The sequence below is a fragment of the Kribbella sp. CA-245084 genome, assembly GCF_050942355.1.
In the GTDB taxonomy this organism is placed as follows: Bacteria; Actinomycetota; Actinomycetes; order Propionibacteriales; family Kribbellaceae; genus Kribbella.
Window position 1 is genome coordinate 8,477,639 of sequence record NZ_CP192053.1, and the last position, 25,765, is coordinate 8,503,403.

The 25,765-nt window shown below is 67.7% G+C and carries 31 protein-coding genes; 12 read left to right on the forward strand and 19 right to left on the reverse strand.

The window, feature by feature from the left end:
- Positions 1-24 precede the first annotated feature (24 nt).
- A complete protein-coding gene (locus ACQPYH_RS40680; RefSeq protein ID WP_012923942.1) occupies positions 25-240 on the reverse strand; it encodes a helix-turn-helix domain-containing protein in 216 nt (71 codons plus the stop codon).
- A gap of 118 nt (positions 241-358) precedes the next feature.
- Complete coding sequence (locus ACQPYH_RS40685) at positions 359-1,534, reverse strand: acetoin utilization protein AcuC (RefSeq protein WP_432882977.1); 1,176 nt, start codon at positions 1,532-1,534, stop codon at positions 359-361.
- Positions 1,535-1,616: 82 nt separating this feature from the next.
- Between ACQPYH_RS40685 and ACQPYH_RS40690 the strand changes: the two genes are divergently transcribed.
- The 4 genes from ACQPYH_RS40690 to ACQPYH_RS40705 all read left to right on the forward strand — a co-directional run bounded on the left by ACQPYH_RS40690 (position 1,617) and on the right by ACQPYH_RS40705 (position 4,985).
- Positions 1,617-2,162, forward strand: a complete 546-nt coding sequence (locus ACQPYH_RS40690) for a TetR/AcrR family transcriptional regulator (RefSeq protein ID WP_432882980.1) — start codon at positions 1,617-1,619, stop codon at positions 2,160-2,162.
- A 184-nt stretch (positions 2,163-2,346) separates the two neighbouring features.
- Positions 2,347-3,108 (forward strand): hypothetical protein, encoded by a 762-nt coding sequence (locus ACQPYH_RS40695; RefSeq protein ID WP_432882983.1) that lies wholly within the window; start codon positions 2,347-2,349, stop codon positions 3,106-3,108.
- 156 nt (positions 3,109-3,264) lie between these two features.
- Entirely contained in the window at positions 3,265-4,230 is a 966-nt protein-coding gene (gene trpS / locus ACQPYH_RS40700) for a tryptophan--tRNA ligase (protein WP_432882986.1), read from the forward strand.
- Complete coding sequence (locus ACQPYH_RS40705) at positions 4,227-4,985, forward strand: endonuclease/exonuclease/phosphatase family protein (protein ID WP_432882989.1); 759 nt, start codon at positions 4,227-4,229, stop codon at positions 4,983-4,985. The genes trpS and ACQPYH_RS40705 overlap by 4 nt, the downstream gene beginning before the upstream one ends.
- Here ACQPYH_RS40705 and ACQPYH_RS40710 read toward each other — a convergent pair.
- On the reverse strand, positions 4,971-5,873 hold the full coding sequence (locus ACQPYH_RS40710) for a TIGR03560 family F420-dependent LLM class oxidoreductase (RefSeq protein ID WP_432882991.1): 903 nt from the start codon (positions 5,871-5,873) through the stop codon (positions 4,971-4,973). The two genes, ACQPYH_RS40705 and ACQPYH_RS40710, sit on opposite strands and share 15 nt — an antisense overlap.
- A 4-nt stretch (positions 5,874-5,877) precedes the next feature.
- Complete coding sequence (locus ACQPYH_RS40715) at positions 5,878-6,234, reverse strand: winged helix-turn-helix transcriptional regulator (RefSeq protein WP_432882994.1); 357 nt, start codon at positions 6,232-6,234, stop codon at positions 5,878-5,880.
- A gap of 51 nt (positions 6,235-6,285) precedes the next feature.
- Between ACQPYH_RS40715 and ACQPYH_RS40720 the strand changes: the two genes are divergently transcribed.
- Positions 6,286-6,720 (forward strand): pyridoxamine 5'-phosphate oxidase family protein, encoded by a 435-nt coding sequence (locus ACQPYH_RS40720; protein WP_432882997.1) that lies wholly within the window; start codon positions 6,286-6,288, stop codon positions 6,718-6,720.
- Here ACQPYH_RS40720 and ACQPYH_RS40725 read toward each other — a convergent pair.
- Together ACQPYH_RS40725 and proC are read right to left on the reverse strand one after the other, a co-directional pair.
- Positions 6,713-7,279, reverse strand: coding sequence for a hypothetical protein (locus ACQPYH_RS40725; protein ID WP_432883000.1), 567 nt, complete (start codon positions 7,277-7,279; stop codon positions 6,713-6,715). The two genes, ACQPYH_RS40720 and ACQPYH_RS40725, sit on opposite strands and share 8 nt — an antisense overlap.
- An 80-nt stretch (positions 7,280-7,359) precedes the next feature.
- Positions 7,360-8,163: a pyrroline-5-carboxylate reductase gene (gene proC, locus ACQPYH_RS40730; RefSeq protein ID WP_350860172.1), complete on the reverse strand. Its 804-nt coding sequence runs from the start codon at positions 8,161-8,163 to the stop codon at positions 7,360-7,362.
- Positions 8,164-8,282: 119 nt separating this feature from the next.
- Here proC and ACQPYH_RS40735 point away from each other — a divergent pair, with 119 nt between their 5' ends.
- The gene (locus ACQPYH_RS40735; RefSeq protein WP_432883002.1) at positions 8,283-8,822 is read left to right on the forward strand and encodes a hypothetical protein; all 540 of its coding nucleotides are present in this window, start codon (positions 8,283-8,285) and stop codon (positions 8,820-8,822) included.
- A gap of 14 nt (positions 8,823-8,836) precedes the next feature.
- On the opposite strand, the gene ACQPYH_RS40740 is transcribed toward ACQPYH_RS40735, so the two are convergent.
- On the reverse strand, positions 8,837-9,766 hold the full coding sequence (locus tag ACQPYH_RS40740) for a proline dehydrogenase family protein (RefSeq protein WP_432883004.1): 930 nt from the start codon (positions 9,764-9,766) through the stop codon (positions 8,837-8,839).
- A gap of 125 nt (positions 9,767-9,891) precedes the next feature.
- Between ACQPYH_RS40740 and ACQPYH_RS40745 the strand changes: the two genes are divergently transcribed.
- Positions 9,892-10,926, forward strand: coding sequence for a DUF695 domain-containing protein (locus ACQPYH_RS40745; protein WP_432883007.1), 1,035 nt, complete (start codon positions 9,892-9,894; stop codon positions 10,924-10,926).
- Positions 10,927-10,931: 5 nt separating this feature from the next.
- Here the strand turns inward: ACQPYH_RS40745 and ACQPYH_RS40750 are convergent, their stop codons facing one another.
- From ACQPYH_RS40750 to ACQPYH_RS40765, 4 genes are read right to left on the reverse strand one after another with little or no spacing between them, the layout of a single operon-like run.
- Entirely contained in the window at positions 10,932-11,297 is a 366-nt protein-coding gene (locus ACQPYH_RS40750) for a DUF2255 family protein (RefSeq protein ID WP_432883009.1), read from the reverse strand.
- A gap of 25 nt (positions 11,298-11,322) precedes the next feature.
- Positions 11,323-12,201 (reverse strand): aldo/keto reductase, encoded by an 879-nt coding sequence (locus ACQPYH_RS40755; protein ID WP_432883011.1) that lies wholly within the window; start codon positions 12,199-12,201, stop codon positions 11,323-11,325.
- A gap of 10 nt (positions 12,202-12,211) precedes the next feature.
- Positions 12,212-13,234 carry an aldo/keto reductase gene (locus ACQPYH_RS40760; RefSeq protein WP_432883014.1) on the reverse strand — a complete coding sequence of 341 codons (1,023 nt, stop codon included), beginning with the start codon at positions 13,232-13,234 and terminating at the stop codon, positions 12,212-12,214.
- Between the two features lie 2 nt (positions 13,235-13,236).
- Positions 13,237-13,410: a hypothetical protein gene (locus ACQPYH_RS40765; RefSeq protein ID WP_432883016.1), complete on the reverse strand. Its 174-nt coding sequence runs from the start codon at positions 13,408-13,410 to the stop codon at positions 13,237-13,239.
- 146 nt (positions 13,411-13,556) lie between these two features.
- Here ACQPYH_RS40765 and ACQPYH_RS40770 point away from each other — a divergent pair, with 146 nt between their 5' ends.
- The 3 genes from ACQPYH_RS40770 (at position 13,557) to ACQPYH_RS40780 (ending at position 16,081) form a co-directional block, all read left to right on the forward strand.
- Positions 13,557-14,063, forward strand: coding sequence for a SigE family RNA polymerase sigma factor (locus ACQPYH_RS40770; RefSeq protein ID WP_432883018.1), 507 nt, complete (start codon positions 13,557-13,559; stop codon positions 14,061-14,063).
- 11 nt (positions 14,064-14,074) lie between these two features.
- Positions 14,075-15,097, forward strand: a complete 1,023-nt coding sequence (locus ACQPYH_RS40775) for a hypothetical protein (RefSeq protein ID WP_432883020.1) — start codon at positions 14,075-14,077, stop codon at positions 15,095-15,097.
- Positions 15,098-15,166: 69 nt separating this feature from the next.
- A complete protein-coding gene (locus ACQPYH_RS40780) occupies positions 15,167-16,081 on the forward strand; it encodes a hypothetical protein (protein ID WP_432883023.1) in 915 nt (304 codons plus the stop codon).
- Between the two features lie 128 nt (positions 16,082-16,209).
- Here the strand turns inward: ACQPYH_RS40780 and ACQPYH_RS40785 are convergent, their stop codons facing one another.
- The 7 genes from ACQPYH_RS40785 to ACQPYH_RS40815 form a co-directional block, all read right to left on the reverse strand.
- Entirely contained in the window at positions 16,210-18,282 is a 2,073-nt protein-coding gene (locus ACQPYH_RS40785; protein WP_432883025.1) for a hypothetical protein, read from the reverse strand.
- Between the two features lie 545 nt (positions 18,283-18,827).
- A complete protein-coding gene (locus ACQPYH_RS40790) occupies positions 18,828-19,565 on the reverse strand; it encodes an ABC transporter permease (protein ID WP_432883027.1) in 738 nt (245 codons plus the stop codon).
- Entirely contained in the window at positions 19,562-20,284 is a 723-nt protein-coding gene (locus ACQPYH_RS40795; protein WP_432883029.1) for an ABC transporter ATP-binding protein, read from the reverse strand. Before ACQPYH_RS40795 ends, ACQPYH_RS40790 begins: the two co-directional genes overlap by 4 nt.
- Positions 20,285-20,327: 43 nt before the next feature.
- Complete coding sequence (locus tag ACQPYH_RS40800) at positions 20,328-20,897, reverse strand: HDIG domain-containing metalloprotein (RefSeq protein WP_432883032.1); 570 nt, start codon at positions 20,895-20,897, stop codon at positions 20,328-20,330.
- The gene (locus ACQPYH_RS40805; RefSeq protein ID WP_432883034.1) at positions 20,897-21,487 is read right to left on the reverse strand and encodes a TetR family transcriptional regulator; all 591 of its coding nucleotides are present in this window, start codon (positions 21,485-21,487) and stop codon (positions 20,897-20,899) included. Before ACQPYH_RS40805 ends, ACQPYH_RS40800 begins: the two co-directional genes overlap by 1 nt.
- Entirely contained in the window at positions 21,484-22,338 is an 855-nt protein-coding gene (locus tag ACQPYH_RS40810; protein WP_432883036.1) for a sugar phosphate isomerase/epimerase family protein, read from the reverse strand. Before ACQPYH_RS40810 ends, ACQPYH_RS40805 begins: the two co-directional genes overlap by 4 nt.
- A 4-nt stretch (positions 22,339-22,342) precedes the next feature.
- On the reverse strand, positions 22,343-23,275 hold the full coding sequence (locus ACQPYH_RS40815) for a Ppx/GppA family phosphatase (RefSeq protein ID WP_432883039.1): 933 nt from the start codon (positions 23,273-23,275) through the stop codon (positions 22,343-22,345).
- An 86-nt stretch (positions 23,276-23,361) separates the two neighbouring features.
- Between ACQPYH_RS40815 and ACQPYH_RS40820 the strand changes: the two genes are divergently transcribed.
- Positions 23,362-24,102 (forward strand): hypothetical protein, encoded by a 741-nt coding sequence (locus ACQPYH_RS40820; RefSeq protein WP_432883041.1) that lies wholly within the window; start codon positions 23,362-23,364, stop codon positions 24,100-24,102.
- Here ACQPYH_RS40820 and ACQPYH_RS40825 read toward each other — a convergent pair.
- A complete protein-coding gene (locus ACQPYH_RS40825; RefSeq protein WP_432883043.1) occupies positions 24,095-25,048 on the reverse strand; it encodes an NAD-dependent epimerase/dehydratase family protein in 954 nt (317 codons plus the stop codon). The genes ACQPYH_RS40820 and ACQPYH_RS40825 overlap by 8 nt on opposite strands.
- A 65-nt stretch (positions 25,049-25,113) precedes the next feature.
- On the opposite strand from ACQPYH_RS40825, the gene ACQPYH_RS40830 reads away from it, so the two are divergent.
- Positions 25,114-25,746, forward strand: coding sequence for a VOC family protein (locus tag ACQPYH_RS40830; protein WP_363878869.1), 633 nt, complete (start codon positions 25,114-25,116; stop codon positions 25,744-25,746).
- Positions 25,747-25,765 lie beyond the last annotated feature (19 nt).

Here is a 25,765-nt window from a genome sequence, read left to right on the forward strand (position 1 = left end):
ATCCGGCCCCTTCGACTCTCGTTGTTATCCGGCCTGGAAGAAGGCGCCTTTGAGGTAGTCGTGCACGGCGTCCTCCGAGACCCGGAACGAACGACCTACCCGCACCGCGGGGAGCTCTCCGGAGTGCACCAAGCGGTACACAGTCATCTTGGACACGCGCATGGCCGTGGCGACCTCCGCCACGGTCAGGAACTTCACCTCGGCGAGCGGCTGCTCACCACCGGACTTCTTTGATGCCATTGCGCACCGCACTTCCAGCACGGATCGTGCGCCGGCTTCCCCTCCGGCACCTCCGTCCGTGCATACAAAGAGCGTAGTGGCTGTTGGTACGAATGGGAAAGAGGGGGACTCCTGTGACTCAATAGGTTGAATCAAGACCTAACAAAGGGAACGACGCATCGCGTGTCGCCTTGATTGCGCGGTCCAGCCATGTGTTGGGGTTGTAGCCGGTCGACCAGTCGACGTACTTCGCGTCCTGGCCGTCGGTCATCCGCATCGGGGCGACCCGGCCGAACCGGATCTGGACCTCCTCGCGCCACCCCTCCGGCACCGGCGTCAGCGGGGCGATCGGGTCGCCCGCGACGATCGCCAGCAGGTGTGTCCAGGCCCGCGGTACGACGTCGATGATCGCGTACCCACCGCCGCCGGTGGCGACCCACTTCCCGTCCGCCACCTCATGCGCGAGGTCGTGCAAAGCCGCGTACGCCGCCCGCTGCCCGTCGATCGTCTTCGTCAGGTGCGCCAACGGATCCTCGACATGCGAGTCACACCCGTGCTGTGTGACGAGCACCTCCGGCCGGAACGCCTTCACCACATCCGGGACGACCGCATGGAACGCCCGCAACCAACCCGCATCGCCAGTACCCGGCGGCAGCGCGACGTTGACCGCCGTACCCTCGGCGCCCGGCCCACCCGTCTCGCCAGCGCTCCCAGTCCCCGGGAAAAGCGTCGTCGGCGACTCGTGCAGGCTGACGGTCAGCACCCGCGGATCGTTGTAGAACACGGTCTGTACGCCGTCCCCGTGGTGCACATCCACGTCGACGTACGCGACCCGCTCGGCGCCGTGGTCGAGCAGCCACTGGATCGCGATCGCCGGATCGTTGTACACGCAGAAACCGCTGGCCTGGTTGGGCATTGCGTGATGCAGACCGCCGGCGATATTCGCGGCGTGCAGTACGTCGCCCTCCCAGACCGCGCGCGCCGCCTCGACCGAAGCGCCGACGATCTGCGCCGAGACCTCGTGCATCCGCGGGAAGCAGTACGTGTCGGAGGTGCCGAGGCCATGGACGGGATCAGCCTCGTCGGGGTGCTCCCCCGCGCTCTTCACAGCAGCGACGTACTCCGGGGTGTGCACGGTCTCGAGCAGCGCATCGTCCGCCGTCGGCGCGGGCACGACCTTCAACTGATCGAGTACGCCGAGCGCCCGCGCGAGCTTGATCGTCAGCTCGACGCGGATCGGACTCATCGGGTGCCCACGGCCGAAGTCGTACGCCGTCAATCCGTCATCGAAGACCAGCAACGCCTCACCGCTCATGCACCCGACCTTAACCTTCACGCGCCAGGAAGTGGTTTCCCGAACCTGGCGCTCATCCAGTAAGCGCCTCGCCGGGAAGCCTATGGCGACGAGGGTGGAACAGCGGCAGCGGACTGAGGCACGGATCCTGACGGCCGCGCGCCGGCTGTTCGGCGAGCACGGCTTCGATCGGACGACGATCCGCGCGATCGCCACCGAAGCCGGCAGCGATCCTGGCCTGGTGATGCGGTACTTCGGATCCAAGGAGAAGCTGTTCGCGCAGGCAGCCGCGATCCCCGCGGACGGGCCGATCGAAGGTTCGCCAGAGCAGATCGCCCAGCTGCTCACCGCCGCACTCAGCGACAAGCTGGCGGACGAGCCCACGGCTGCCCTCGCCGCTCTACGGGCGATGTTCAGTCATCCCGAGGCCGCCGAGGAGGTCCGCGCGGCGATGACTTCGCAGCAGCGGCAGGTCGCGGCACGGCTGCCCGGGGAGGACGCCGTACTGCGGTCCGGGGTGATCGGAGCGTTGACGCTCGGGCTGGTGGTCAGTCGCCACCTGGTCCGGCTGGACGGATTGGACGCGTCGCCGGAGGAATTGATCGCGGTCGTCGGCCCGATCATCGAGGAGCTGGCCACGGGTGCGTGACGAAGAGCGACGGGGCGGCGCGACACCCCTCCCTGGTCGCGCCGTCCCGTCGGCGGTCCAACAGTCGATTTATCGCTGACGCGCTGCAAAGCGTTACAGAATTTTGCAACTTCCTGCAGAACTGACTGCGGACAGTGAGATTCAGACTTGCGGGGGTGACCGTCGAACCCGCACAGTACTTTCCGTGAGGCAACTGAAACCCAATCGGCGGCAGATCTTCACGGTCGGAGCGGCAGCCGCCGTGACTGTGGCCGTCTCGACCGAAACCGCATCCGCCACCACGGCGTCCACCTTTGCAACCACTTCTACGACTACCGGTCCGTACGGCTCGGGCGTGCTCGGCTCCTGGGCGAACGGCACCCGGGCCATCTCGACCACCGCGCAGATCCATCGCGTCCTCGACACCGACGGCGTGTACATGTTCGGCGACAGCATCTCGGTCCAGGACGGCAAGTCGCTCGCGACCCGGCTGCTCGGTCGCGACGGCAGCCAGATGGCCGTGAACAACTGGTCCAGCCGACCCACGTCCGGCGCCGTCGACGCGCTGCAGCAGTGGGCGACGGCGTACGGGCTCCCGCGCCGGATCCTGATGGCGAGCGGATCGAACGACATCTTCGATCCGCCGAAGTTCGCCGCCCAGCTCGATCGCGCGATGAGCATCGCCGGCCGCACCCGGACCGTGTACTGGGTCAACATCCAGGCCGTCCGCAAGAGCGTCGGCGCGACCATGCAGCTCGCGGACCAGCGCAACAGCTCGTGGCTCAACATGCAGATGTACGACGCGCAGGAGAAGTACTCGAACCTGCGGATCATCCGCTGGGCCGAGTGGCTGTGGGTCAAGCCGTACCGGCTACTGAACTACCTGCGCGACGGCGTACACCCGTCGGTGCCGTTGGGTCAGGACGCCCGCAACGAGTTGATCGTCCAGTCGCTGACGGCTCGATGAGGTACGCTCGTTCCGTGAACACAAACTTGCAGCTGTGGTGGGCCGCCTAGGGCGGTCCACCCGGCGTGTTCGCACGCAGCCACCAAGGCCGCCTCACCGAGGCGGCCTTTTTCTATGCCTGACTCGGTGAGGCCCATACACCGAAAGGGCACGATCATGACCTCGCTTTCCGGCATCACCCCGTCCGGCCGACTGACGCTCGGCAACCACCTCGGCGCGCTGCGCCGGTTCACCGACCCGGACGGTTTCTACTTCGTCGCGAACCTGCACGCGATGACGACCAAACACGATCCGCGAAGACTCGCCGCGCTGACCCGCGAGTTCGCGACGCTGATGCTCGCCGCCGGCGTACCCGAAGGCACCGTCTTCATCCAGTCCGACGTGCCCACGCACGCCCAGCTCGCGTACCTGCTCGAGTGCACGTCGTACGTCGGGGAGCTGTCGCGGATGATCCAGTACAAGGAGAAGGGCAACCGGCCGATGACGCGGGCGTCGCTGTTCACGTACCCGTGCCTGATGGCCGCGGACATCCTGCTGTACGGCGCGGAGCGGGTCCCGGTCGGCGGCGACCAGGACCAGCATGTCGAGCTCGCCCGGGACATCGCGATCCGCTTCAACCGCGAGTACGGCGAGACGTTCGTCGTACCGCAGCTGAACAAGGCGGCGCTGGCGACGCGGGTCAAGGACCTGGCCAACCCGACCGCGAAGATGAGCAAGTCGGCCGCCGACGACGCGATCGGCACGATCCGGCTGCTGGACCCGCCGGACGTGATCCGCCGGCAGATCATGCGCGCGGTGACCGACTCCGAGAACGAGGTCCGGCACGACGAGCAGAACAAGCCGGGCGTCACCAACCTGCTGGACATCCTGGCCGCGTGCACCGACGGCGATCCGGTCGAGCTGGCCAAGTCCTACGCGTCGTACGGCGCTCTCAAGCAGGATGTCGCCGACGCTGTTCTGGCGGTGCTCGACCCGCTGCAGAAGGAGTATGCGCGCCTCACGACCGACCCCGGGGCGATCGACCACCTGCTGGCGCAGGGCCGGGATCGGGCGCTCGAAGAGAGCACTCCCCGACTCCAGGCGGCGACCCGAGCCATGGGTTTGGCAGGATCGACCCCATGAAGCTCCGCCCAGGTATTCGCGTGGCCACGTTCAACATCCGCAACTCCTCCGCACCCGACGGCGACAACGCCTGGCTGGTACGGCGGAAAGCGACCGTGGCGGCGATCGAGCATCTGGACGCGGACGTGGTCGGGTTGCAGGAAGTGCTGCCCGACCAGCTCGAGTACCTGGCCTGGCGGTTCCCGAAGTACGAGATCGTCGGCGCCGGCCGGGACGACGGGATGAGTGCGGGTGAGCACTCAGTCGTCCTGGTCCGGCCCGGCGACTGGCGGATCGAGAAGCACGAGACCCGCTGGCTGTCCGACGACCCTGGTACGCCGGGATCCGTCGGCTGGGACGCTGATCTGACGCGGATCGCGACCCTGGTTTGGCTGCGGCACCGCAACGGTACGACGGTCGGCGTCGTGAACACGCACTACGACCACGCCGGCGAGGTCGCGCAACTGCAGTCGTCGCGGCTGATCGCCCGCTGGATCAGCGGATCGCTCCCGTGGATCGTGATGGGCGACCTCAACGCGACGCCCGACTCTCCCCCGGTGAAGTCGCTCGTCGAGTCCGGCCTGTCCCTCGCCGTACCGCTGGAAGCCGGCGGCAGCTGGCACAACTTCACCGGCGCGATGGACGACGACCGCATCGACCACATCCTCGTCACGTCGACGTGGACGGTGACCGACGCGGCCGTCTCGCACTACCGCCCGGACGGACGGGTGCCCAGCGACCACTGGCCCGTGGTCGCGACGCTAGAGCTTCTGTAGTACTTCCTCGCGGAGGCGCTCCAACGCATCGAAGCGCCGGTTGCCGTCGCCGAGGAACGCATCCGGCACGAGCAGCTCGTCGATCCCGGCCGCGGGGTACTCAGCGACTACGTCGAGCACCTCCTGCGCGGACCCCATGATCACGTGCGCGCCGTTGCCTTCCAGCCGCTGTTTGCGCTCAACCGCCTCGGCATCGCCCGGTTGAATTACTTCGAGGAACGTCTGAGCCGACCGCCTTACGTTCTGAGGATCCCGCCCCACTCGCTCACAGTGCTGGGCAAACACCGCACCCTTCTGCGCCGCCAACTCCGGCCGCCCCCAGTGGTTCCACTCATCGGCGTACTTCGCAACGATGCCCAGGGCAACCTTTTCACCCGAAGCACCGATCAGAATGGGAAGATGCGCAGGCTTCGGCTCACACGGCGCATCCGTGAGCTGGTAGCACTTGCCGTCGAACGTCGTCCGCTCCTGCGTCAGCAGGCCTTTGATCACCTGACAAGCTTCCTCGAACCGCTTCAGCCGCGGACCGATCGCCGGCAGCTCGATCCCGTACACCTCGTGCTCGTTGACCTGCCATCCCGCGCCGATCCCGAGCACGAACCGCCCGTTCGCCATCTGGTCGATCGTGGCGGCCGCGTTCGCAACCACCGCCGGATGCCGGTACGTATTGCCGAGCACCATCGAGCCGACCCGCACCCGGGACGTCCGGGCGACGATGCCGGCGATCAGCGCGAGACACTCGTTGACCGGCACGGTCAGGTCGTCGCTGTTCTGCATGAAGTGATCAGCTATCCACACGCCGTGCCACCCGGTGCGTTCGGCGTACTCCGCTCCTTCGAGTACGTCGTTCCAGGTCCGGGAGGCCGCAGGCCAGAGAGAGAAGTCCATGCGGTCATCCTGCCTCTTGGGCCGCGAGGACTGCGTCTCCGTTCTGTTCTGCCCATTCTGTGAGCATGCGGATCGGGCCCATCAGCGTGCGGCCGAGCTCGGTCAGGTCGTACTCGACGCGTGGCGGTACGCCGCCGTAGTCGGTGCGGGTGACCAGACCGTTGGTCTGTAGGCGGCGCAAGGTCTGGGTCAGCACCTTCTTCGAGATGCCGCCGATCAGGTCGACCAGCTCGGAGTGCCGTCGCGGATGGTCGTTCAGCCCCCAGAGAACGACGACGGCCCATTTGTCCGCGATCACCTCGACGGCCAACCGCGCTGGGCAGTCGGCCAGGAAGATGTCGCCGGGTTCCACGCCGTACACAGGTCTCAGGGTACCCAGGGGTTCCCACGGCGCTGTCTAGCGTTCCATGCCATGAACGCTCTTCCCGAAAGCACCCACCGGCTCTTCACCGAGCCGAAGGACGTCACGATCATCACCATCGATCCGGACGGCTCGCCGCAGGCCTCGCTGGTCTGGGTCGAACGCGACGGCGACGAGCTCCTGATCGGTCTCCAGGCACCGCACCGCAAGACCCGCAACCTGTTCCGCGACTCCCGCGTGACCCTGCTGATCCAGGACGACCAGGTCAGCGCGCGCGGCCTCACGCAGTACCTGGTCATCCGGGGTACGGCGAAGCTCCACGGTCCCGGTGTCGCGGACGATTACAAGGCGCTGATGGACCGCGAGACCCAGCGGTACCTCGGCCTGCCGGAATTCCCGTTCGGCGAAGGGATCTGGGACACCGGCGTGGTGGCACGGGTGAGCGTCGAGCGGATCAGCGGCGAAGGACCGTGGACGGTCAGATGACGATGTGCCAGCGGAGCAGGAAGGCGCCGATCGACAGCACCAGGTACAGCAGGACGAGCGCGGCGCCGATGCCCGGACGCGGGCGGTGGCGGCGTACGGGCGTGTCCGCGGCCTGAGCCCGGATCGCCTCCATCACGGCGCCGACCTCGGCGGTGCGGTCCTTGGGGATGCCGTTGATCTCGCTCTCGTCCTGGCCGCGGGTCAGTACGACGTTGTCGTCGCCGATCTCGATCGAGTCGACGTCCTGCCAGGCCAGGCTGCGGATCAGCATGCTGGTGCGGGCCTTCAGCGCGGTCTCGGTCAGCTCGACCCGGTACAGCACAACGCCGCCGGCGACGCGGACGACCGACGCGCCGATGATCGTCAGCAGGCCGACCGCGAGCATGTCGCGGGCGCCCATCCAGAGCCACGAGTTCAGCCCCGGCACGACGATGAACGGCAGGATGAACAGCGCCCAGGCCCACCACGGAGCCGGATCCAGTGGCACACGCCACGGGAGTTGGGGCACGTCAGCCTGCTGCGCAGGCGCGGTGTCGGGCTCGACCGACCGATTACCCATGGGCGGGACCATAGCGACTCAACCCTTGAACAAGGAAGGAACTGCGGCGCATAACCATAACGCCAGCAGTGCGAGAGGTGTTATTCGGCGGCTAAGTCGCGGGAACGGTTGCGTGCGGCCTCGATCGCCGAGAGGAACGCGGCGCGGACCTTGTGGTCCTCGAGTTCGCGCACGGCGGCGGCCGTCGTACCGCCCGGGGACGTCACGCGCTCCCGCAGTACCGTCGGGTGCTCGCCGGTCTCGCGGAGCAGCTTCGCCGAACCGACAACGGTCTGTACGACGAGGTCGGTCGCCGTACCGCGCGGGAGGCCCATGTGGACGCCGGCCTCGATCATCGACTCGACCACGAAGAAGATGTACGCCGGGCCCGAGCCGGAGATCGCGGTCACCGCGTCCTGCTGCTTCTCCGGGACCCGCACCACCCGGCCGGTCGCGGCCAGCAGGCTCTCGGCCAGCTCGAGGTGGCTCTCGTCGCAGTGCGCACCGCGGGAGATCGCGGCCATGCCCTCGTCGACCAGCGCCGGCGTGTTCGGCATGACCCGCACGACGGCGACGCCCTCGGGCAGGCGGGACTCGACGAACTTGGTGGTGATACCCGCGGCCAGCGAGACCACAGTCTGGCTCGGCTGGACCGCCGGGGCGATCTCAGCCAGCAGATCCGGCATGTCCTGCGGCTTCACCACCAGGACGAGCGTCTCCGCCTGCTTCGCGGCGTCCAGGTTGGAGACGACGTCAACGCCGTACCGCTCCCGCAGCTCGGCGGCGCGCTCCTCCCGGCGCTCGGTGATCAGGAGGTCCTCCGGTCGCCGTCCGGCCCGAATCAGCCCGGACAGCAACGTCTCCCCCATCACACCGGCCCCGAGGACGGCCACCTTTGCACTCATGCCCACAGACTACTGACGAACTGCCCAGATTCCGGTCCCACTGCCCATCTGCCGGGACATAGGCTCTCGTCTCCCGGCCCCTCCGCCCCGAGAAGGCCCTGCCTCAGAAGGACCTGCCGATGAGACTCCGCCGTACCCTCGCCATCGCCGCCGCCGGACTCCTGCTGCTGGCCGGCGGCTCGACCCAAGCCACCGCCGTCGCACCAGGAGCGACCGCCGTCGTCCAGGCGGCGGACACCGACACCGACGACCCCGACGCCGGAACGCTGACCAGTCCGACCATGGCCACCGCGGTCGACCCCGCGGCCAGGTCGACAGCGATGTCGACGGCGGGCTTCTCCTACACCGCCCCCGTTGACCACTGCATCCTCTACGGGTACGAGATCGGCGCCACCTGCTTCGAATGGGTTGGCGACGACCAGTGGGTGGTGGACGGTATCGCCAACGGCTGGGCGGCCGTCGTGCACGTCCAGACCAACTACGGCAAGGACCGCTACTGCCAGGCGCTCCCGGCCGCCGAGGGCTGGGCGAAGTGCAACTACGACCACCAGGAAGGCAAGTGCGTCCGCTGGCAGATGTACGAGCTGAAGGACGGCGACACCCGGAACTTCACCGGCTGGAGCGCCTGGTACGGCACGGCGTACGGCTACCCGTGCTGACTACTTCTTGCTGACTACTTCTTGCTGATGAGTGAGCGGGCGAAGAACTGGAGGTTGGCGGGGCGCTCGGCGAGGCGGCGGACCAGGTAGCCGTACCAGTCCTCGCCGTACGGGATGTAGACGCGCATGGTGTGGCCGAGGCCGGCGAGGCGGAGCTGCTCCTCGGGGCGGATGCCGAAGAGCATCTGGTACTCGTAGCTGCCCGGCTGGCGGTTCGCGCGGTCCGCGAGCGCGCCGGCGATCGAGATCAGCCGCGGGTCGTGCGAGGCGATCATCGGGTAGCCGGTGCCGTTCATGAGGATCTTCATCGCCCGGACGTACGCCTTGTCGACCTGGCGCTTCTCCTGGAACGCGACCGACTCCGGCTCCTTGTACGCACCCTTGCAGAGGCGGACGCGGGAGCCGGCGTGGGCCAGGTCGCGGCAGTCGGCCTCGGTACGCCGGAGGTACGCCTGCAGGACCGCTCCGGTCTCGGGGAAGTCCTGGCGCAGCTCGCGCAGGATGCCCAGCGTGGAATCGGTGGTGGTGTGGTCCTCCATGTCGAGGGTCACCGTCGTACCGGCGTTGCGGGCGGCGAGGCAGATGGTCCGGGCGTTCTCCAGCGCGATCTTCTCGCCGTCACCGGGCAGCGCCTGGCCGACCGCGGACAGTTTGACCGAGACCTCGGCGTTCTTGGTGAGGCCCGCGGCGGCGAGCTTCTTCAGCAGGTCGAGGTACGCGTCGGCGGTGGCCTGTGCGGCGGCCAGGTCGGTGACGTCCTCGCCGAGGTGGTCGAGGGTGACGTTCAGCCCGTTGCTGACCAGCTTCTCGGTGGCCAGCACGGCCTCCGGAGCGGTCTCACCGGCCACGAACCGCGCCACGATGCCGCTGGACACCGGGAGCGACGACACCGCTTTCTTGATCTGGGGGCTGCGGGACATGCCCAGCAGGACTCGCCGAAGCACTACGTGTTCCTCCTCATCAACCCACCCATCTGCCAGTGGTGTCAGCAGGTTACGCGCCTGAACCTGGCTTTGCGGAATCCTGTGGCCCGGGCCACACGCACCCTACGTTGTTAGAAGATGCGCTCATGCCCATCTTCAAGCGTCGCCGTCGCAACGCCGCGGACGCCGATCCGATCGGCGCGTTCTGGTCCTGGTGGTCGGGTTCCGGCGCTGCCGCCGTCGCCGACGCGATCACCCGCCAGCAGCCGACCGACATGAACGTGGAGCTGAACGAACGGATCGCCCGGATCAACCCCGACCTGGAGTGGGAGCTGGGCCCCGGACTGCACGCGACGCACGTCCTGATCGTCACCGCCGCCGGCAACCCGGCCCAGCGCGCGGTCGCCCGCCGCTGGCTCCGCGCCGCCCCGCCGTCGGACCAGACCTGGGAGTACGCCGACCTGCGCCGGCCGGGGCCTGCAGTGACGATCCAGTTCGACGGGCTGCCCCCGGTGGCAACTGACGAGTCTGTGGTGTCGATCGAGCCGGACACCGCGTCGGTGCACGTCGGCGTACATCATCCTGTGTTCGCGTCTCTTTCGGTGGATGCGCAGCGGCGGGTGACGTTCCTGATCCTGGACCTGGTGCTCGGGGAGGAGATGGTGGAGACGTGGGTCGGCGCCATCGACACACTGCCCGCGCCGCCGGATGACGCCGTACCGATCGGTTCGCTGCTGCCTGCGGTGGCTGGGTTTGCTGCGGAGCACACGCTGGAGGACGGCAGCCCGGCGTGGAAGATGCTGGAGGGCACGCGCGACGGGCAGCGGGTGATCGCGACCGCGGAGTACCCACTGCGCTCGATCCGGCGGCCTCACCTGGACACGCATGTCGCCGTGTCGATCCACTACCCGGTGGTCCGGGAGGACGGGCTGCCCGAGTCGGAGATGCTCGACGAACTACGGGCCTTCGAGGACCACCTCACCGATCGCCTCGGCGGCTCCGGCAACCTCCTGGCCCACGAGACGTCGGCCGGCACCCGCATCCTGCACTACTACACCGACGGCACCACCCCCGCCGACGCCCAACTCCAAGCCGCCACCACCGGCTGGCCCCACGGCAAAGTAACCCTAACCACAGAACCCGACCCCGCCTGGCACAACGTCGCCCACCTCTCCGGGTAGCTGTACTACCTGGGTTCGACGCGGAGGGTCGTCGGTTTGGCTTTGGGGTTGACGATGGCGTCGGTGGCTGAGCCGTTGCCGTATTTCTTGTAGTAGGCCGCGTCGAGTTGGTCGTCGGCTGTGGCGTCGGGGATGTAGGTGACGTCGCGGGTCTTGCCGTCCCAGGAGATAGCGCCCTCGTAGTGACGGATGACGCCCTTGTACCAGCTGCCTTCGGCGCCGCGCACCGAGCGGACGTAGAGGTTTCCGTTGACGACTACGTGCCAGACGATCGTGAGGGTGCGCAGCGAGCCGTCCTGGCGGCGGCCGGCTACGCGGATCTCGCTGATTCGGTCCAGCGCCTGCAGTTCGTCAGCAGTCCAAGTACTCATCAGTTTCCTGCTCCTTCGGCTGGGCTCAGGCTTCGGGGATTGGTCTGCCGAACTTTTCCAGAGTCATGCTTTCGGGTTCCGGTCCGCCGCGTTTGCCGGTGTCGAGGGCGTCGATGGCTGCGAGCTCGTCGGCACTCAGTTCGAAGTCGAAGACGTCGAGGTTCTCGGCGATCCGCTCGGGCTTGGTCGACTTGGGGATGACCGAGCGGCCCTGCTGCAGGCCCCAGCGGAGCATCACCTGGGCCGGCGACTTGCCGTGTTCACGCGCGATCTCGCCGATGACGGGATCTTCCAGAGCGCTGGTGTGACCGCTGTCGCGATAGAAGGTGATGCCGCCGATGGGCGACCAAGCCTGGTTGAGGATTCCGTGCTCGTTGTCGAGAGCCTGGACCTCGCGCTGCTGGAAGTACGGGTGGATCTCGAGTTGATTGACCGCCGGAACCACGGTCGCGGCATCGAGGAGGCCGCGAAGGTGATCGACCATGAAGTTGCTGACGCCGATCGCACGAACCTTGCCATCGGCAAGGAGGGTTTCGAGGGCGCGGTAGGCCTCGAGGGTCTTGCCGAAGTCGCTGGGCAGTGCCTGGTGGAGGATCAGCAGATCGAGGTGCTCGACGCCGAGCTTGCCTGCGCTCTTGTCGAAGGCGTGCAGCGTCTCGGCGTACCCGTAATCGCTGATCCAGACCTTGGTCTCGATGAACAGCTCGTCTCGCGGGACACCGGAGTCGCGGATGGCCTGCCCGACTTCACGCTCGTTGCCGTAGGCGGCAGCCGTGTCCACGTGGCGATAACCGACCTCCAGAGCCGCACTGACCGCAGCGCGCGTCTCGTCCGGCGGTGTCTGGAAGACGCCGAGGCCGAGGGCAGGCATCTGTACGCCGTTGTTCAGGGTCAGGGTTTGCATCATCAGTCCTTCAGAACCGGCGGCGTTGGTCGGGGCGGAGTTCGTGGTCGCCGTAGCTGTTGTCGGCGGGGTTGACGGTCACGCCGGGCGCGACGATCTCGTCGATGCGGTCGAGCACGTGCTGGGTCAGTACGACGTCGGCGGCGGGCAGGAATGCATCGAGCTGTTCCATCGTGCGAGGGCCGATGATCGCCGAGGTCACGCCGGGGTGATTGATGACGAACGCAACCGCCAGTTGGATGAGAGTCAGGCCCGACTGCTCGGCCAGCAGCGCCAGCTCCTCGACGATCTCGAGCTTGCGCTGGTTGGCCGGGGTCGACATGTCGAAGCGAGCCGGCGGACGTGCGGACGAAGTCGGAGCCCCGGCCGAGTCCTTGCGCCAGCGACCCGAGAGCCAGCCGCCCGCAAGTGGGCTGTAAGTGAGCGTGCCCATGCCGTGCCGCAGCACGGTAGGAAGAACGTCTTCCTCGATGCCGCGCACGAGCAGTGAGTACGGCGGCTGCTCGGTCACGAAGCGCTGGAGGTTCCGTTCCCGCGCTGCCCATTGGGCCTCGACGATCTGGGAGCCGGAGTACGACGAGGAGCCGAGGTAGCGAACCTTGCCCTGGTGGACCAGGTCGGAGAGCGCGCCGAGAGTCTCCTCCACGTCCATGCCAGGGCTCGGACGATGGACTTGGTAGAGGTCGATGTAATCGGTGCCGAGCCGCCTCAGCGAGTTCTCGACCGCCTGGATGATCCAGCGGCGCGAACCGCCGCGCATGTTGGGGTCGTCCTGGCTCATCGGCATGAAGAACTTGGTGGCGAGGAACACCCCGTCACGCCGGCCGGCGAGCGCCTGGCCGACGATCTCCTCGGAGACGCCAGCGGAGTACACATCGGCGGTGTCGACGAAGTTGATGCCGGCGTCGAGCGCGCGGTGGATGATGCGGGTCGAGTCGGCGTGGTCGTCGTTGCCCCACGGGCCGAACATCATCGCGCCGAGGCACAGCGGGCTGACCTGGACACCGGTGCGCCCAAGCGGTCGGAACTCCATGTTCATTCTTCCTTGTCGTGCACGGCGGCGGTCGGTACGCCGGGTGCGGGTTCGCGGGCCGTCCAGCTGTAGTACTCGACGCTGATACCGGCAAGCGGCGCGACTTCCTCGCGGCGCATGCCGGTGACGCGCCGGTTGGCGCCGTACACGGGCAACCCCGCCTGGTTCGCGGCCATGACTTCACGCTACGTCGTCAGGCTGGGCGTGCCAGACCCTGTCAGTACCCCTCTCGACAGTGACTTTTCTCGGGTGGACCTGGTGGGGTGCAACCTGGAGGTTCTGGGGTTCCGTCTTGAGGGGGAGATGGAGAGTGGAGGACCGGATGGCGGAGCGGGACCTGGAGTTTGTGGAGTTCGTGGAGGGGGCGGGGGCTTCCTTGCGGCGGACCGCGTTTCTGGTGGTGGGGGATCGGCATCGGGCTGATGACGTCGTACAGGACGCGTTCTACAAGCTGTACCTCGCCTGGCCGAAAGTGCGGCGGGTAGGGAATCCGCTCGCTTATGCCCGCCGGATGGTGGTCAACGCCGCGCATGACGGCGGGCGGCGGCCGTGGCGGCGGGAGGTTGCGATCGGCGACGTACCGGAGCGGGTTGATCACGAGGACTTCGCGGCCGGCCATGCCGACCGGGACGAAGTACTCGAGGCACTGCGATCGCTCGGGCCGCGGCAGCGGGCGTGCGTCGTACTGCGGTACTACGAGGACCTGTCCGTCGAGCAGACCGCGGAGATCCTCGGTTGTACGACGGGCACTGTGAAAAGCCAGGCCGCACGTGGTCTCGACACTCTCCGACGAGCCATCGACCGGCGGCGGACGAGCCGGGCGCTGTGAAGGAGAACGAGATGGAAGACGTACGTGAGGTCAGCGCCGAGCTCCACCGGCTCGCCGATTCAGAACCACTGGACCCCTTCGACACCAATGCGCTGCTGACCCGCGGTCAGCGCGGACGACGCCGGCGCAAGACCTTCGCCATCAGCGGAGCGGTTGCCGGCGTCGCAGTGATCGCACTGGCTGCGGCCCTGTTGCCCGGGCTCACCGAGGCCGGCAAGAAACCACCGGTGGCCGGTGAGCAGAGCCAGACCGCGCTGTTCGAATCCGTGCAGGGCGTTCCGCGCGGGGAAGCGGCCGTCGGCAAGCGGCTGACGATGGCCGAGGCCCAGCGGCGGTGCGGCCTGCGGTTCCCGGGCGAGAAGCGCGGGTTCGAAACGCCGTACGACGGACCGTTCGTCGGGCAGCGGCTGTCGTACAAGATCACGATCGGCGCCCGGATGCTGATGTGCACGGTGCCCGGCGGTGACAAGCCGACCGCGGCCCTGCTGGCCCAGGTCGCCAAGGATCCGTTGCCCACCACAACCGCCGGCCAGTTGCGGCACTGCTCGGTGCAGACATGGGTAGACGTCACCGGGTGGCGCGTGACGGCGACGGCCCGGTCGACCCAGACCGGGGCCTCGTTGCTGACCGCCGTCTCGCCGAGCGGCAAGACCGCGATCGCCTGCGAGATCGACAAGAGCACGCTGGACGGCGGGATGATCACCCAAGGTACGTCGCTGCTCTCACTCGACCACCTGCGCTACGACAGCAACCAATACACGCATGCGACGTCGACCCAGCCCGCGCAGCTGTGGACAAGAAACAACATCGGCGGGAACGCCAACGGGTACACGACGCTGGCCTGGGGCAAGCTCAACGGCAACCCGACCAGGATCCATCTGCAGATGGACGCGAAGACCCAGACCGACGTACCGGTCACGGACGGCTGGTTCGCCTACTACTGGACGACTCCGCCGACGAAAGCGAAGATCGGCGACCTGCGCATCACGGCGTACGACAAGAACGGAAAGGTCGTCAAGGTTCTCCTCAAGTGACCTGAATCGTTATCAACCAAAGGGATTCGTGGATGGTCTCACCCTTCGCAGACCGATGAAGGGGGAGATATGAGGAAACTGCACACGATCCTGACGATGGTGGCGGCGGCGGCCGGGATGGTCGCCGCCGGCACGACGACGGCGGCCGCAAGCCCGGCCATCTCGTCGACGACGACCGCGGCATGCGGGCTGAACCTCGGTTCGGTGACGGCCGGTGGTGACCAGACATTCCAGCGGCTCACCACGATGCCGTCGGCAGGCGCGAAGAGCGTCGTACCGAATCTGTACGCCGATGGCGCGGTGCGGATGAGCGGGTCGTTCGTGAACGAACCGACCGCCACCGGCAGCTCGCGGTACGGGCGCGTGGTGCTCGGAGATGCGATGTACCAGCACTGGGTCGAGCTCGACAAGAGCGGCAAGGTGACGTCGTCGCAGCTGGCCCGGATCGGCGGCGGGTGGAGCAAGTTCATCGATCACGAGACATCGACGTTCAACGACGACCCGACCCACCCGCGGACCTATGAGTACGCGCTGCGGTCGGACGGCACGCTCTTCCGCTGGGTCGTCGGCGACACCGGCGTCTGGAAGGCGTACGGATCGGCGCCGGGGTTCGCGTCGGTCAAGTCGATGACGCTGATCAGCAAGGCCGCGGCGTACGACACGTTCCTCGCAAACACCCGGGGCGGCGCGCTGTACACCATCCACATCCCGGTCAACAACGCGATGAAGCCGGTCGTCACCAAGGTGCGCGCCGCCACATGGCAGGGGTTTGAGACGCTGGTCGCCGGCCAGTGCGGCAACTACGGAACAGTTGTCGCCGGCATCGACAAGGACACCAAGTCCGCGTTCATCTACACCTTCGGCCACGCAAACGGCGCAAAAACCTCAATCACCGGCCACGGCAAACTCCCCGGCACCTTCACCGACCCGACCTACTTCCGCTTCGCCCCACCGGTGAAGTCAGACTGGCTCTTCGGCGAGTAGCGAAGAAGAGAAACTTTGGAGTTGCGGCTGACCTCGGCGATCAGCCGCACCTCTGCCTGGGAAGGCTATTCAGAAGTCTCCGAGTGGCCCGCTCGTCCGGGTCTTCCGGGTCTTCCGGGTAGCTCGGGTCAGCTGTCGGGTGTGGGGTTGGGTAGGCGGTGGGTTCCGGTCGGGTCGACCTGGAACGTGAAGCCGTGGGGTGTGGTCCATTCCAGCGTCTTCACATCTACGCGGCGGACGTCCCAGCCGCGGGCGTGGGTCTTCACCCGGTGCGCGAACCGGCTGAGCGGCGCGAGGTTGCGGGTGCTGGTCTGACCTGTGGGGCCGTACGGGTCGTAGGGCTGGATGTGGTCGAGGTCGATGCTGCGATGGGTTTCGCGGGTGCCGTAGGGGAACAGCTCGACGGGGTAGGTGAGTCGCACCCGTTCGCGGATCCGGGTCGGGATCTCGTAGGCGTCAGCGCTGACGGCGTCGTTGAGGTCGATCACGGGTTTGACGGCGTACGGCGCGTGGCCCACCAGCTCGCTGAGCTGATCGGCAAGCAGCGGACCGATCCCCTCAGCACGCAGCACCCCGTTACCGGTAGCCAGCGTGAGGTCGGTGAGATGCACGAACACCTCGGTCTGCCCAGGACGCACCTGTCCGCTGGAACTCGCCGGGTTGGCGTAGGCGTCGTGCTTGATCTGCGCAAGCCGCGCGTCGAGAGCCCGTTGCGCAGCACAATCCATCGGCACACCTTCGTCGGGCTCGGTCCGCGGCCCGGGGATGTATTCGATTGGCCGACTGTCGAACGGATCACTCGGCGGATCAGGATCGTACGGTCCCGCGCCATCGGCCAACGGAGGTTCCCACAGCTCGACCGGGCCAGCGACCGGCTCAGCCAGGTAGGCACCGCCATCGGGGCGGTCGTACGGCGGGTTTGCTGGGACCGCCGTAGTGCCACCGCGTGCCGGGTCCGCTGACGTACAGGGTGTGTCGTTTGAGCGGTCGCGCGGGCCGTCGTACGGCGGGCTTGTCGGCCCGGCTGTGAGCGTCGTAGTGCCGCCACGTGCCGGGTCCGCCGAGGTACACGGTGCGTCGCTCGACCGGTCGAGCCGACCGAACGCACCGCGGCCTACCGCCGCCGATCGCGCGCCGACACCTGAGGTTGCGCTCGCTGCCGCCGATCTCGTGCCGGCACCTGACGTCGAGCCCGCTGCTGCGGATCCCGTGCCGACGCCTACGTGCGAGTCCGCCGTTGCGGATCGCGTACCGGCGGCTGTTTGCGGGTCTGTTGCTGCGGGGTGCGGGCCAGGGGCGGCTTCGGAGCTCGCCTTCGCCGAACGCCTGCCAGGGGTCGAGGCTGGGCGCGAGGGTTCTGCGGAGGCGGCGGTGTTGGCCGACGGCGTTGGGGCGGTGGTGGTCGGGGTGGTGGTCGGCGCTGGGTGCGTGCGGGCTTGGGTGAGGAGTTCCTGGGTGAAGCGAGGGTCGGCGATGATGCCGATCGCGTCGGCGCGGCGGTGTTGGACCTGGCGGGTGTCGCCGAAGGTCTTGAGCGCCTCGGCGATCGCGGCGATGGTGGCATCGTGGCGGATGACCGCGCCGGCCGGGGCCTTGGCGTAGATGGTTTTGTTGCCGTGGTTGTCGCTGCGGCCGACGAACACGCCACGCTCGCTTGCCGCTTCGGCGGCCTCGTCGCGGGCCAGGTCGGGGTCGGCGTGAGCCTTGGCGGCACGGATGATCCTGTTCAGGCGGTACGGGGTGATGGAGTCGATCAAGGGTGCGACGCGCCGGTCGACGGACCGGGCGGCTTGTTCGGACAGTTTCAGGCACAGCGTGGCGAGTTGGCGGGCTTTCCAGGGGGTGGCGTCGCCGGACTGGACGCGGGCCCAGGTGAACGGGAACCGGTGCTGCAGGGCCAGCGCCTCGCCGAGGAACTGGCGTGCGACCATCGGTGAGATTCCGAGCATGACGCCGAACTCGGTGACGGCGAACTCGGCGATCGGCGGGCAGCCGTCACCACCCAACACGACGGCCCGCTCTCGCCCGTCACAGGTCCGGCGGCCGGGCCGGATGCGGCAGGTGGAGGGGTGGAAGCGGTCGGCGTAGATCTGGGCGTGCTGCAGCAGCCGCGCATCGGCCTGGTTGGCGATCGCGCGGTGCTCGGCGGCGGACTCGAGCAGGTCGGCCGTGGAGAGCTCACTCAGATCGTTCTCGAACATGTGTTCGATTCTACCTGTCTATCGCGCGCCTGCCAAATCGTCCCGACCGCCAAAACCCCATTTACAAGCCGAACGAGCGCTCGACCCCGCGATCGCGGTCGGTCCTCGGTCGAGGGCAGCAGCCCTCCGCGAGGACCGGTCAGGGCGCCGCGCAGCCTCCGCGAACTGCGCCCATTCGTGAACTGACGACTGAGTAGATCTCCATGCGCCGGCCGCATCGTTCTTACTCTGCCCACCCGGCACAAACCGAGGGCCAACAGGCACGTTGCGTCGCACTCCAACTCCTCGGCCACCATGGGTCGATGTATGCCCTGACGCTCTATGCAGCCCAGCAAACCTACAGGCGACCATCGAAGCTGACGACTGCCCTAACTCTCTTCTTTCCTTGAAGACCTACTCAGCACTTCTGACGACCGTGGGTCGATCTACTGACGCCACGCGAAGAACCTCCGGCTGGTCGCCGAAGCCTGCCACCACCCTAAATCTCTTCCCTCCTCCATCTTTCCTATAATCTCTTCTTTCACTTCTCCGCTTGATCTCTTCCCTCAAGCCGTGCGGCGTTTGAGGGTGGCGGCGCCTAGGACTAGGGCTGCTAGGACGAAGGCGAGTACGACGAGGGCGTCGGCGCCGGTGCCGCTGGTCAGGCCGTTGCCCTGGGCAACTCCGATGACGGCGTCGACGGCATAGGACAACGGCAGTACGTCGCTGACCGCGTGCAGCACCGAGGGCAATTGGTCGCGTGGGACGAGCAGGCCGCACAGGAGGATCTGCGGGATCATCACCGCCGGCATCATCTGTACGGCCTGGAACTCCGTCGCAGCGAAGGCGCTGGCGAACAACCCCAACGCAGCACCGAGTACGCCGTCCAGAACTGCAACGACGCCCAACTGCCACGCATCGCCCTGGATGTTCAGATCCAAGAGATACAAGGCGATCGAGACCACGACGAGCGCTTGTACGACGGCGATCAGCGCGAACGCGAGTGCGTACCCGAGCAGGAAATCGAGCTTCGCCATCGGCATCGTGAACAGCCGCGACAATGTCCCACTCGACCGCTCGCGCAACGTAGCGACCGACGTGACGACGAACATGATGATCGCCGGGAACACCGCCAGCAGCGGCCCGCCGATCCGGTCGAACGTCCCCGGTGAGTCATGGAAAATCCACCACATCAGACTGACCAGCAAGGCCGGCAGCACGATCAGCATCGCCACCGTCCGGTGGTCCCGCCGCAACTGGGCGAGCACCCGTGCCGCAACCGCAAACGTCACCCGCGGAGTCATCGCGCACCTGCCTTCCGGTCGATCAGGGTGAGGAACGCCTGCTCGATATCCGCCGTACCGGTAGAGGCGAGCAGGTTGTCGGGAGTGTCGTCGGCGAGCAGGTCGCCGTCGCGCATCAGCAGGAGCCGGTCGCAGCGTGAGGCCTCGTCCATCACATGGCTCGAGACCAGCAACGTGGCGCCTTCGTCGGCCAGCTTGTGGAACAGCTCCCAGAGGTCGCGGCGCAGCACAGGGTCGAGCCCGACCGTTGGTTCGTCCAACACCAGCAGCTCCGGGCTGCCGAGGAGTGCGGCGGCGAGGGATGCGCGGGAGCGTTGACCGCCGGAGAGCCGGTCGACGCGTGCGTTGGCATGACTCGTCAGGTCGACGGCTTCGATCACCCGCTCGACATCGGACGACGCGACGCCGAGGACCGCGGCGAAGAAGCGCAGGTTCTCCGTGACGGTGAGATCGCCGTACACACTCGGCTCCTGGGTCACGTACCCGATCCGGCCGCGCAGCTTGGGCGCGCCCGCGGGCAGCCCGAGGACCGAGACATCGCCGGTCACGCGAGCCTGCAGGCCGACGATCGCGCGGATCAGCGTCGTCTTGCCGCAGCCGGACGGCCCGAGCAGCCCGGTCACGGTCCCGGCCCGGAGGTCGAACCCGACCCCGTGCAGCACCTCACGGTCGCCGCGGACGACGACCACCTCACGGCAGCTCACCGCGTTTTTCATCATATGATGAATTTAGCGCGCGCATCGACCCTTGGCAACAGCGCGGTCAGATGACGGTGTACCCCGTGGCGGCGCTCAACGGACCGAGCTGCGGCTCGCCGTACTGCGCTCGCAACACACCGAACCTCGAGACCTTGTCCGGCCCAAACCGCGCGACCTCCGCGGCGTATGTGTCACCGGAGACGAACACCGGCGGCGTCCGCTTGCTGTGGAACTTGTCCGCGTACAGGACCAGCTCCTCCTCCGGCGTCCGCGGCAGGTAGTCGTCGACCGGGATCGGCAGCGCCTGCCGTACGACGTCGTCCCGCGTGATCCCAACTCCCGTATGGCACGAAGCGAACCGGCAGATCTCGACCGGAAACCCCAACGAAGCAAGGAGTTCATACCCGAGAACGCCGTGCCGGACATAAGCAGAAGACTCGAGCCGATAGACCCCGATGTCATGCAGCAGCGCACCGGCCCGCACCAGATCGGTGTCCACAGCAAGCCCGGCGAAGAACTGCGAGGCAAGCGAACACACGAGCTGGCAATGCTCGAACACGACCTCGAAGGCGTCCCGGGTCGGCGCGTACTCCCGATGCAGCGCGCGGATCTCGGCGTCGGTCGGGATCTGCATCAGTCGCTGACGTAGGACTGGATCGCGGGACCCATCCGGTCGACGAGCGTGCTCAGGTCCGCACTCGCCACCGGCTCGAGCTCGACCACATAGCGGGTCAGCGCCATACCGATCAGGTGACCGGCGATCAAGCTGACTCGCAGGAGGGCGTCCGGTACGTCGAGGAGCTGCGAGACAGGCTGCAGGATCATGCTCGTCATGCCCTCACGCATCAACCGGGCGACGTCGTCGCTGGTGACGACGCTGCGCAGCATGGCCTTCATCCGCTGCTGTCCCTCGTCGGATTCCCAGACGCCGAGGAAGACCGTCACGATCCGCCGGCCGAGCTCCTCGCGCGGGCCGTCGAGGATCCGGGCGGCGACCTGTCGGGGGTCGAGCGGCAGCGCCATCGCCTGGACGAACAGCTCTTCCTTGCTGTCGAAGTAGTGGTGCACCAACGCCGCGTCGACCTCGGCCTGCCGCGCGACCGCGCGGATCGAGGTGGCCGCGAATCCCTTGTCCGCAAAGGATTCCCGGGCGGCTTGCAGGATCTCTCCCCGGGTGTCCGGTCCGCCGGGGCGGCGTCCCGGCGTACGTCGGGAAGCGGTCACGGCGTCAGCTCCGAGATTTCACCTTCCGGGGTGACCGCGAACGACGTACGGCGGGAGGTGCTGCGGACGAAGTGCTTGCGGGTGAACTCGAGCGACTCGACCAGGTCGACCTCGCGCTCGGAGCGACTGGTCGCGCGGCGGGTGTTGATCTCGATGATGATGTGCCCGCGGAAGTCCTGGTTCGCCAGCGTGCCCAGCAGGTCCGCCGCGCGCTGCGTCCCGCGCCCCGGCACCAGGTGCTCGTCCTTCGCGGAGCCGGTCCCGTCGGTCAGGTGGACGTGGGTCAGGCTCTCGCCCATCGTCGCGGCGAGCTCGACGCAGTCCTGCTCGGCGGTCGACGCATGCGACAGGTCGAGGGTGGTGTGCGCGTACGTCTGCTCGGTCGGGTCCCAGCTCGGCGCGTACGCCTGCAGGTCCCGCCCCGGTGCACGCCACGGGTACATGTTCTCGACCGCGAGCGTCACGCCGGTTTCGGCCTCCAGCCGGGCGATCCCCTCGACGAACCCGCGCGCATAGTCCCGCTGCCAGCGGAACGGCGGATGTACGACGACAACGTCCGCGCCGAGCTCCCGCGCGGCCTCGGCGCTGCGCTCGAGCTTGCTCCACGGGTCGGTCCCCCAGACCCGCTGCATGATCAGCAGCGTCGGCGCATGCAAGGCGAGCACGGGGAGCTGGTGGTAGTCGATGAGTCGCTTGATCGCGTCGATCTGGGTGCTCAGCGGATCGATGCCGATCATCACCTCGACACCGTCGTACCCGAGCCGGGCGGCGAGCTCGAAGCCGCTCGCGGTCGACTCGGGGTAGACGGAGGCTGTGGACAGACCGATCTTCGCGGTTGTGCGGGGGTTCATTGGTTCACCGGGGTTGCAGCTGGTCGAGCCGGGACAAGATGACGCCCTCGCGGAGCGCCCAGGGGCAGATCTCGAGCGCGGGCAGGTCGAACAGGTCCATCACGGCGTCCGCGACGAGTGCGCCGGCGACCAGCTGCGACGACCGGCCGGCCGATACTCCCGGCAGCGCGGCCCGCTCGGCGGCGGTCATCTTGGTCAGCTTCGGGATCCAGTCGTTCAGGTCGTCCCGGTTCAGGGTGCGGGCCACGTACGGGCCGTCGGCGGACGGAGCCGCTCCGGCCAACCGGGCCAGGGAACGGAACGTCTTGCTGGTGGCCACCGAACGCTGCGGCTTGCCGGCCCGCAGCACCGGACCTGCAACGGCCGCCATCTCCAGCCGGATCCGCCGCCGCAGTTCACGGACCTGGTCCTTGTCCGGCGGGTCCGCGGTCAGGGCCTCGCGGGTCAGCCGGCCGGCGCCGAGCTGGACCGAGACCGCGACGGTCGGCTGCTCGTCCGATCCGGCCGCGATCTCCAGCGACCCACCGCCGATGTCGAACACCGCCAGCCGGCCGGAGGACCAGCCGAACCAACGCCGTACGGCGAGGAATGTCAGGCGGGCCTCGTCGTCGCCGCTCAGCACCTCGAGGTCCACGCCGGTCTCGGACCGGACGCGGTCCAGCATCTTCTCGCCGTTCGGCGCCTCGCGCAGCGCGGAGGTGGCGAACGCGAGCACCGACTCGCAGCCCTTGTCCTCGGCCAGCACGACAGCTTCCTTGGTGAACGCGATCAGTCCGTCGGCCCCGGACTCGTCGATCTTGCCGTCCTTGTCGAGGTGCTCGGCCAGCCGCAGCTCGGTCTTGTGCGAGTACGCCGGGAGCGGCGCGGCACCGCGATGCGCGTCCACCACGAGCAGGTGGACGGTGTTTGATCCCACGTCGAGTACGCCGAGCCGCATTCCCCCACGCTACTGGACCGCAGGAGTAACGGCGGTTCGGGAGTGGGGGTTCACGGTTGGGGACCGATCGCGCGTACGCTTTCTGAGTGCCTGAGGTTTCTCTTGATTTCCCCCGTGCCTGGGTCGAGTTCATCGACCCCGACGACTCCGACCAGGTGTTCCGCTGCGACCTGACCTGGCTGACGTCCAACTGGTCCTGCATCTTCGGCGGTGGCTGCCAGGGGATCTACAAGGGCCGGCCGAACGACGGCTGTTGCACGCTCGGCGCGCACTTCTCCGATGCCGATGACGAGAAGCGGGTGAAGAAGTGGGCCAAGGAGCTCGGCAAGGAGGACTGGCAGTTCCGTAAGGAAGGCCGGGCCAACGGCTGGGTCGAGACCGACGACGAGGGTGAGCGCAAGACCCGGGTCTGGGACGGCGCCTGCATCTTCCTGAACCGTCCGGGTTTCGAAGGCGGCGCGGGCTGTGCGCTGCACGGCCTGGCGCTCAAGCGCGACATCCACTTCGTCGAGACCAAGCCCGACGTCTGCTGGCAGTTGCCGATCCGGCGGACCTTCCGCGAGGTCGAGCGACCCGACGGCACGACGTACACCGAGGTCGGCATCGCTGAGTACGACCGGCGCGGCTGGGGCCCGGGCGGGCACGACCTCGACTGGTACTGCACCGGAAACACCGAGGCGCATGTCGGCGTCGAGGCGGTCTTCGAGTCGAGCAAGGTCGAGCTGCAGACCCTGATGGGCCACAAGGCGTACGACGTACTCGCCGAGATGTGCCGTCAGCACCTGGAGGCAGCCCGACCGCTGCTGCCTCACCCGGCGTCTAAGTAGTGATCTTGCCGTTGTCGACGAGCCACCCGATCGCGTCCAGGGCGGCCTCGACCGCAGAGTAGCGCGGGCGGAAGCCGAGCAGGCGGGCTGCCTTGTCCATCGAGCAGTTCGGGCTGTGCTCGATGTGGTCCCGCGTGGCGCCTGCGTCCTGGTCGGAGACGGTCTGGCGCCATTCGTCCCAGGACGCGAAGCTCAGCCGGGCTTCCTGACCGAACCAGCCGGCCACGGTTTCGGCGTACCCGCGGAGCGTCACCGCATCGCCGGCGACCGCGTGGAAGCTCTCGCCGATCGCTGTCGAACGGTTCGCGATCGCAGCCAGGAAGACGCCCGCGACGTCGGCTGCGTGGACCGGGTTGAGCGTCTCGAGGCCCAAGTTCGGCAGCAGGACACCGTCGCCTTGGGCAAGCTTGTCGTAGACGCCGAGATTGAAGTTGCCGGCCGGGTTGACCGGCGTCCATCCGGGTCCGCAGATGTGACCGGGGTGGACGATCGTCACCGGCAGTCCGTGGCGGCGCGCCTTGCCGAGCAGGTACGCCTCGATCGCCGCCTTCTGTACGCCGTACTCGCCGAACGGCCTGCGCGGCGTGTCCTCGCGGGTCGGGACGATCACGCTCGGGCCGTGCACCCAGATCGTGCCGCAGTGCAGGAGATGCTGGATCTTTCCTTGCACCGCCTCGGCGAGTTGCCGCGCACTGTCCTCGGTGAAGCAGATCAGGTCGATCACGATGTCCGGGCTCAGCTCGGCGACCCGCTGCCCGAACGTGCCGGCAGCATCCTCGGCCTCCCGGTCGACCTGGATCAGCTCGACCCGCTGCCACGCTCCGTCCGACTGGTACGGCGTACGTTCGCCGCGGCTGAGCACCGTGACCTGATGACCGAGGCGGACCAGCGCCGGGACCAGGTACGTGCCGATATGACCGGTTCCTCCGATAACGACCGTGCGCATGTCCTAGAGCCTAACGACACACCCGGTGGCGGCAACTGTCGGTGGGTGAGGACAGAATGACTGGCATGCGTCTGGATCATCTGTCGTACGCGTGCGGGCCCGAGGGGTGCCGTGCGACCGTCGAGCGGTTGTCCACGCTGCTCGGAGCGGAGTTCGTCGACGGTGGGGTGCACCCGCGCTTCGGCACGGTGAACCACATCCTCCCGTTGGAGAACGACCGCTACATCGAGGTGGTCGACGTACTGGACCACCCGGCCTCCGACAAGGCTCCCTTCGGTCAGGCGGTGCGCGCCCGCAAGGAGCTCGGCGGCGGCTGGCTGGGCTGGGTGGTTGCCGTCCGCGACATGGAGCGGATGGAGCAGCGCCTCGGCCGGCAGGCGGTTCCGGGCAACCGGCACCGGCCCGACGGGGTCAACCTGACCTGGCGGCAGATCGGCGTGAAGGGTCTGATCGCCGACCCGCAGCTGCCGTTCTTCATCCACTGGGACGACCTCGGCGAGCACCCGTCGGTCGGCGGCAAGGGCGTCAAGCTGACCGCCCTCGAGATCGCCGGCGACCCGGTCCGCGTCACCGACTGGATCGGCCACCCGGCCGACCACCTGCTGAACGACCTCGACGTCGCCTGGGTCGGCCCCAACGGCCAGCCCGGCCTCAATGCAGCCGTCTTCGACACTCCGAACGGGATCGTTCGCCTGTAACTCGAACCCCCGGTCTCTC

Excerpts from the sequence above, each read along its gene's own strand:
- ACQPYH_RS40725 (WP_432883000.1), bottom strand. The coding sequence starts at position 7,279 with ATGGGTAATCGGTCGGTCGAGCCCGACACCGCGCCTGCGCAGCAGGCT.
- ACQPYH_RS40810 (WP_432883036.1), bottom strand. The coding sequence starts at position 22,338 with ATGAACCCCCGCACAACCGCGAAGATCGGTCTGTCCACAGCCTCCGTC.
- ACQPYH_RS40710 (WP_432882991.1), bottom strand. The coding sequence starts at position 5,873 with ATGGACTTCTCTCTCTGGCCTGCGGCCTCCCGGACCTGGAACGACGTA.
- ACQPYH_RS40775 (WP_432883020.1), top strand. The coding sequence starts at position 14,075 with ATGGAAGACGTACGTGAGGTCAGCGCCGAGCTCCACCGGCTCGCCGAT.
- trpS (WP_432882986.1), top strand. The coding sequence starts at position 3,265 with ATGACCTCGCTTTCCGGCATCACCCCGTCCGGCCGACTGACGCTCGGC.
- ACQPYH_RS40830 (WP_363878869.1), top strand. The coding sequence starts at position 25,114 with ATGCGTCTGGATCATCTGTCGTACGCGTGCGGGCCCGAGGGGTGCCGT.
- ACQPYH_RS40755 (WP_432883011.1), bottom strand. The coding sequence starts at position 12,201 with ATGCAAACCCTGACCCTGAACAACGGCGTACAGATGCCTGCCCTCGGC.
- ACQPYH_RS40680 (WP_012923942.1), bottom strand. The coding sequence starts at position 240 with ATGGCATCAAAGAAGTCCGGTGGTGAGCAGCCGCTCGCCGAGGTGAAG.
- ACQPYH_RS40800 (WP_432883032.1), bottom strand. The coding sequence starts at position 20,897 with ATGCAGATCCCGACCGACGCCGAGATCCGCGCGCTGCATCGGGAGTAC.
- proC (WP_350860172.1), bottom strand. The coding sequence starts at position 8,163 with ATGAGTGCAAAGGTGGCCGTCCTCGGGGCCGGTGTGATGGGGGAGACG.
- ACQPYH_RS40760 (WP_432883014.1), bottom strand. The coding sequence starts at position 13,234 with ATGGAGTTCCGACCGCTTGGGCGCACCGGTGTCCAGGTCAGCCCGCTG.
- ACQPYH_RS40685 (WP_432882977.1), bottom strand. The coding sequence starts at position 1,534 with ATGAGCGGTGAGGCGTTGCTGGTCTTCGATGACGGATTGACGGCGTAC.
- ACQPYH_RS40785 (WP_432883025.1), bottom strand. The coding sequence starts at position 18,282 with ATGTTCGAGAACGATCTGAGTGAGCTCTCCACGGCCGACCTGCTCGAG.
- ACQPYH_RS40770 (WP_432883018.1), top strand. The coding sequence starts at position 13,557 with ATGGCGGAGCGGGACCTGGAGTTTGTGGAGTTCGTGGAGGGGGCGGGG.
- ACQPYH_RS40825 (WP_432883043.1), bottom strand. The coding sequence starts at position 25,048 with ATGCGCACGGTCGTTATCGGAGGAACCGGTCATATCGGCACGTACCTG.
- ACQPYH_RS40745 (WP_432883007.1), top strand. The coding sequence starts at position 9,892 with ATGCCCATCTTCAAGCGTCGCCGTCGCAACGCCGCGGACGCCGATCCG.
- ACQPYH_RS40790 (WP_432883027.1), bottom strand. The coding sequence starts at position 19,565 with ATGACTCCGCGGGTGACGTTTGCGGTTGCGGCACGGGTGCTCGCCCAG.
- ACQPYH_RS40690 (WP_432882980.1), top strand. The coding sequence starts at position 1,617 with ATGGCGACGAGGGTGGAACAGCGGCAGCGGACTGAGGCACGGATCCTG.
- ACQPYH_RS40795 (WP_432883029.1), bottom strand. The coding sequence starts at position 20,284 with ATGATGAAAAACGCGGTGAGCTGCCGTGAGGTGGTCGTCGTCCGCGGC.
- ACQPYH_RS40765 (WP_432883016.1), bottom strand. The coding sequence starts at position 13,410 with ATGGCCGCGAACCAGGCGGGGTTGCCCGTGTACGGCGCCAACCGGCGC.
- ACQPYH_RS40705 (WP_432882989.1), top strand. The coding sequence starts at position 4,227 with ATGAAGCTCCGCCCAGGTATTCGCGTGGCCACGTTCAACATCCGCAAC.
- ACQPYH_RS40720 (WP_432882997.1), top strand. The coding sequence starts at position 6,286 with ATGAACGCTCTTCCCGAAAGCACCCACCGGCTCTTCACCGAGCCGAAG.
- ACQPYH_RS40780 (WP_432883023.1), top strand. The coding sequence starts at position 15,167 with ATGAGGAAACTGCACACGATCCTGACGATGGTGGCGGCGGCGGCCGGG.
- ACQPYH_RS40750 (WP_432883009.1), bottom strand. The coding sequence starts at position 11,297 with ATGAGTACTTGGACTGCTGACGAACTGCAGGCGCTGGACCGAATCAGC.
- ACQPYH_RS40735 (WP_432883002.1), top strand. The coding sequence starts at position 8,283 with ATGAGACTCCGCCGTACCCTCGCCATCGCCGCCGCCGGACTCCTGCTG.
- ACQPYH_RS40815 (WP_432883039.1), bottom strand. The coding sequence starts at position 23,275 with ATGCGGCTCGGCGTACTCGACGTGGGATCAAACACCGTCCACCTGCTC.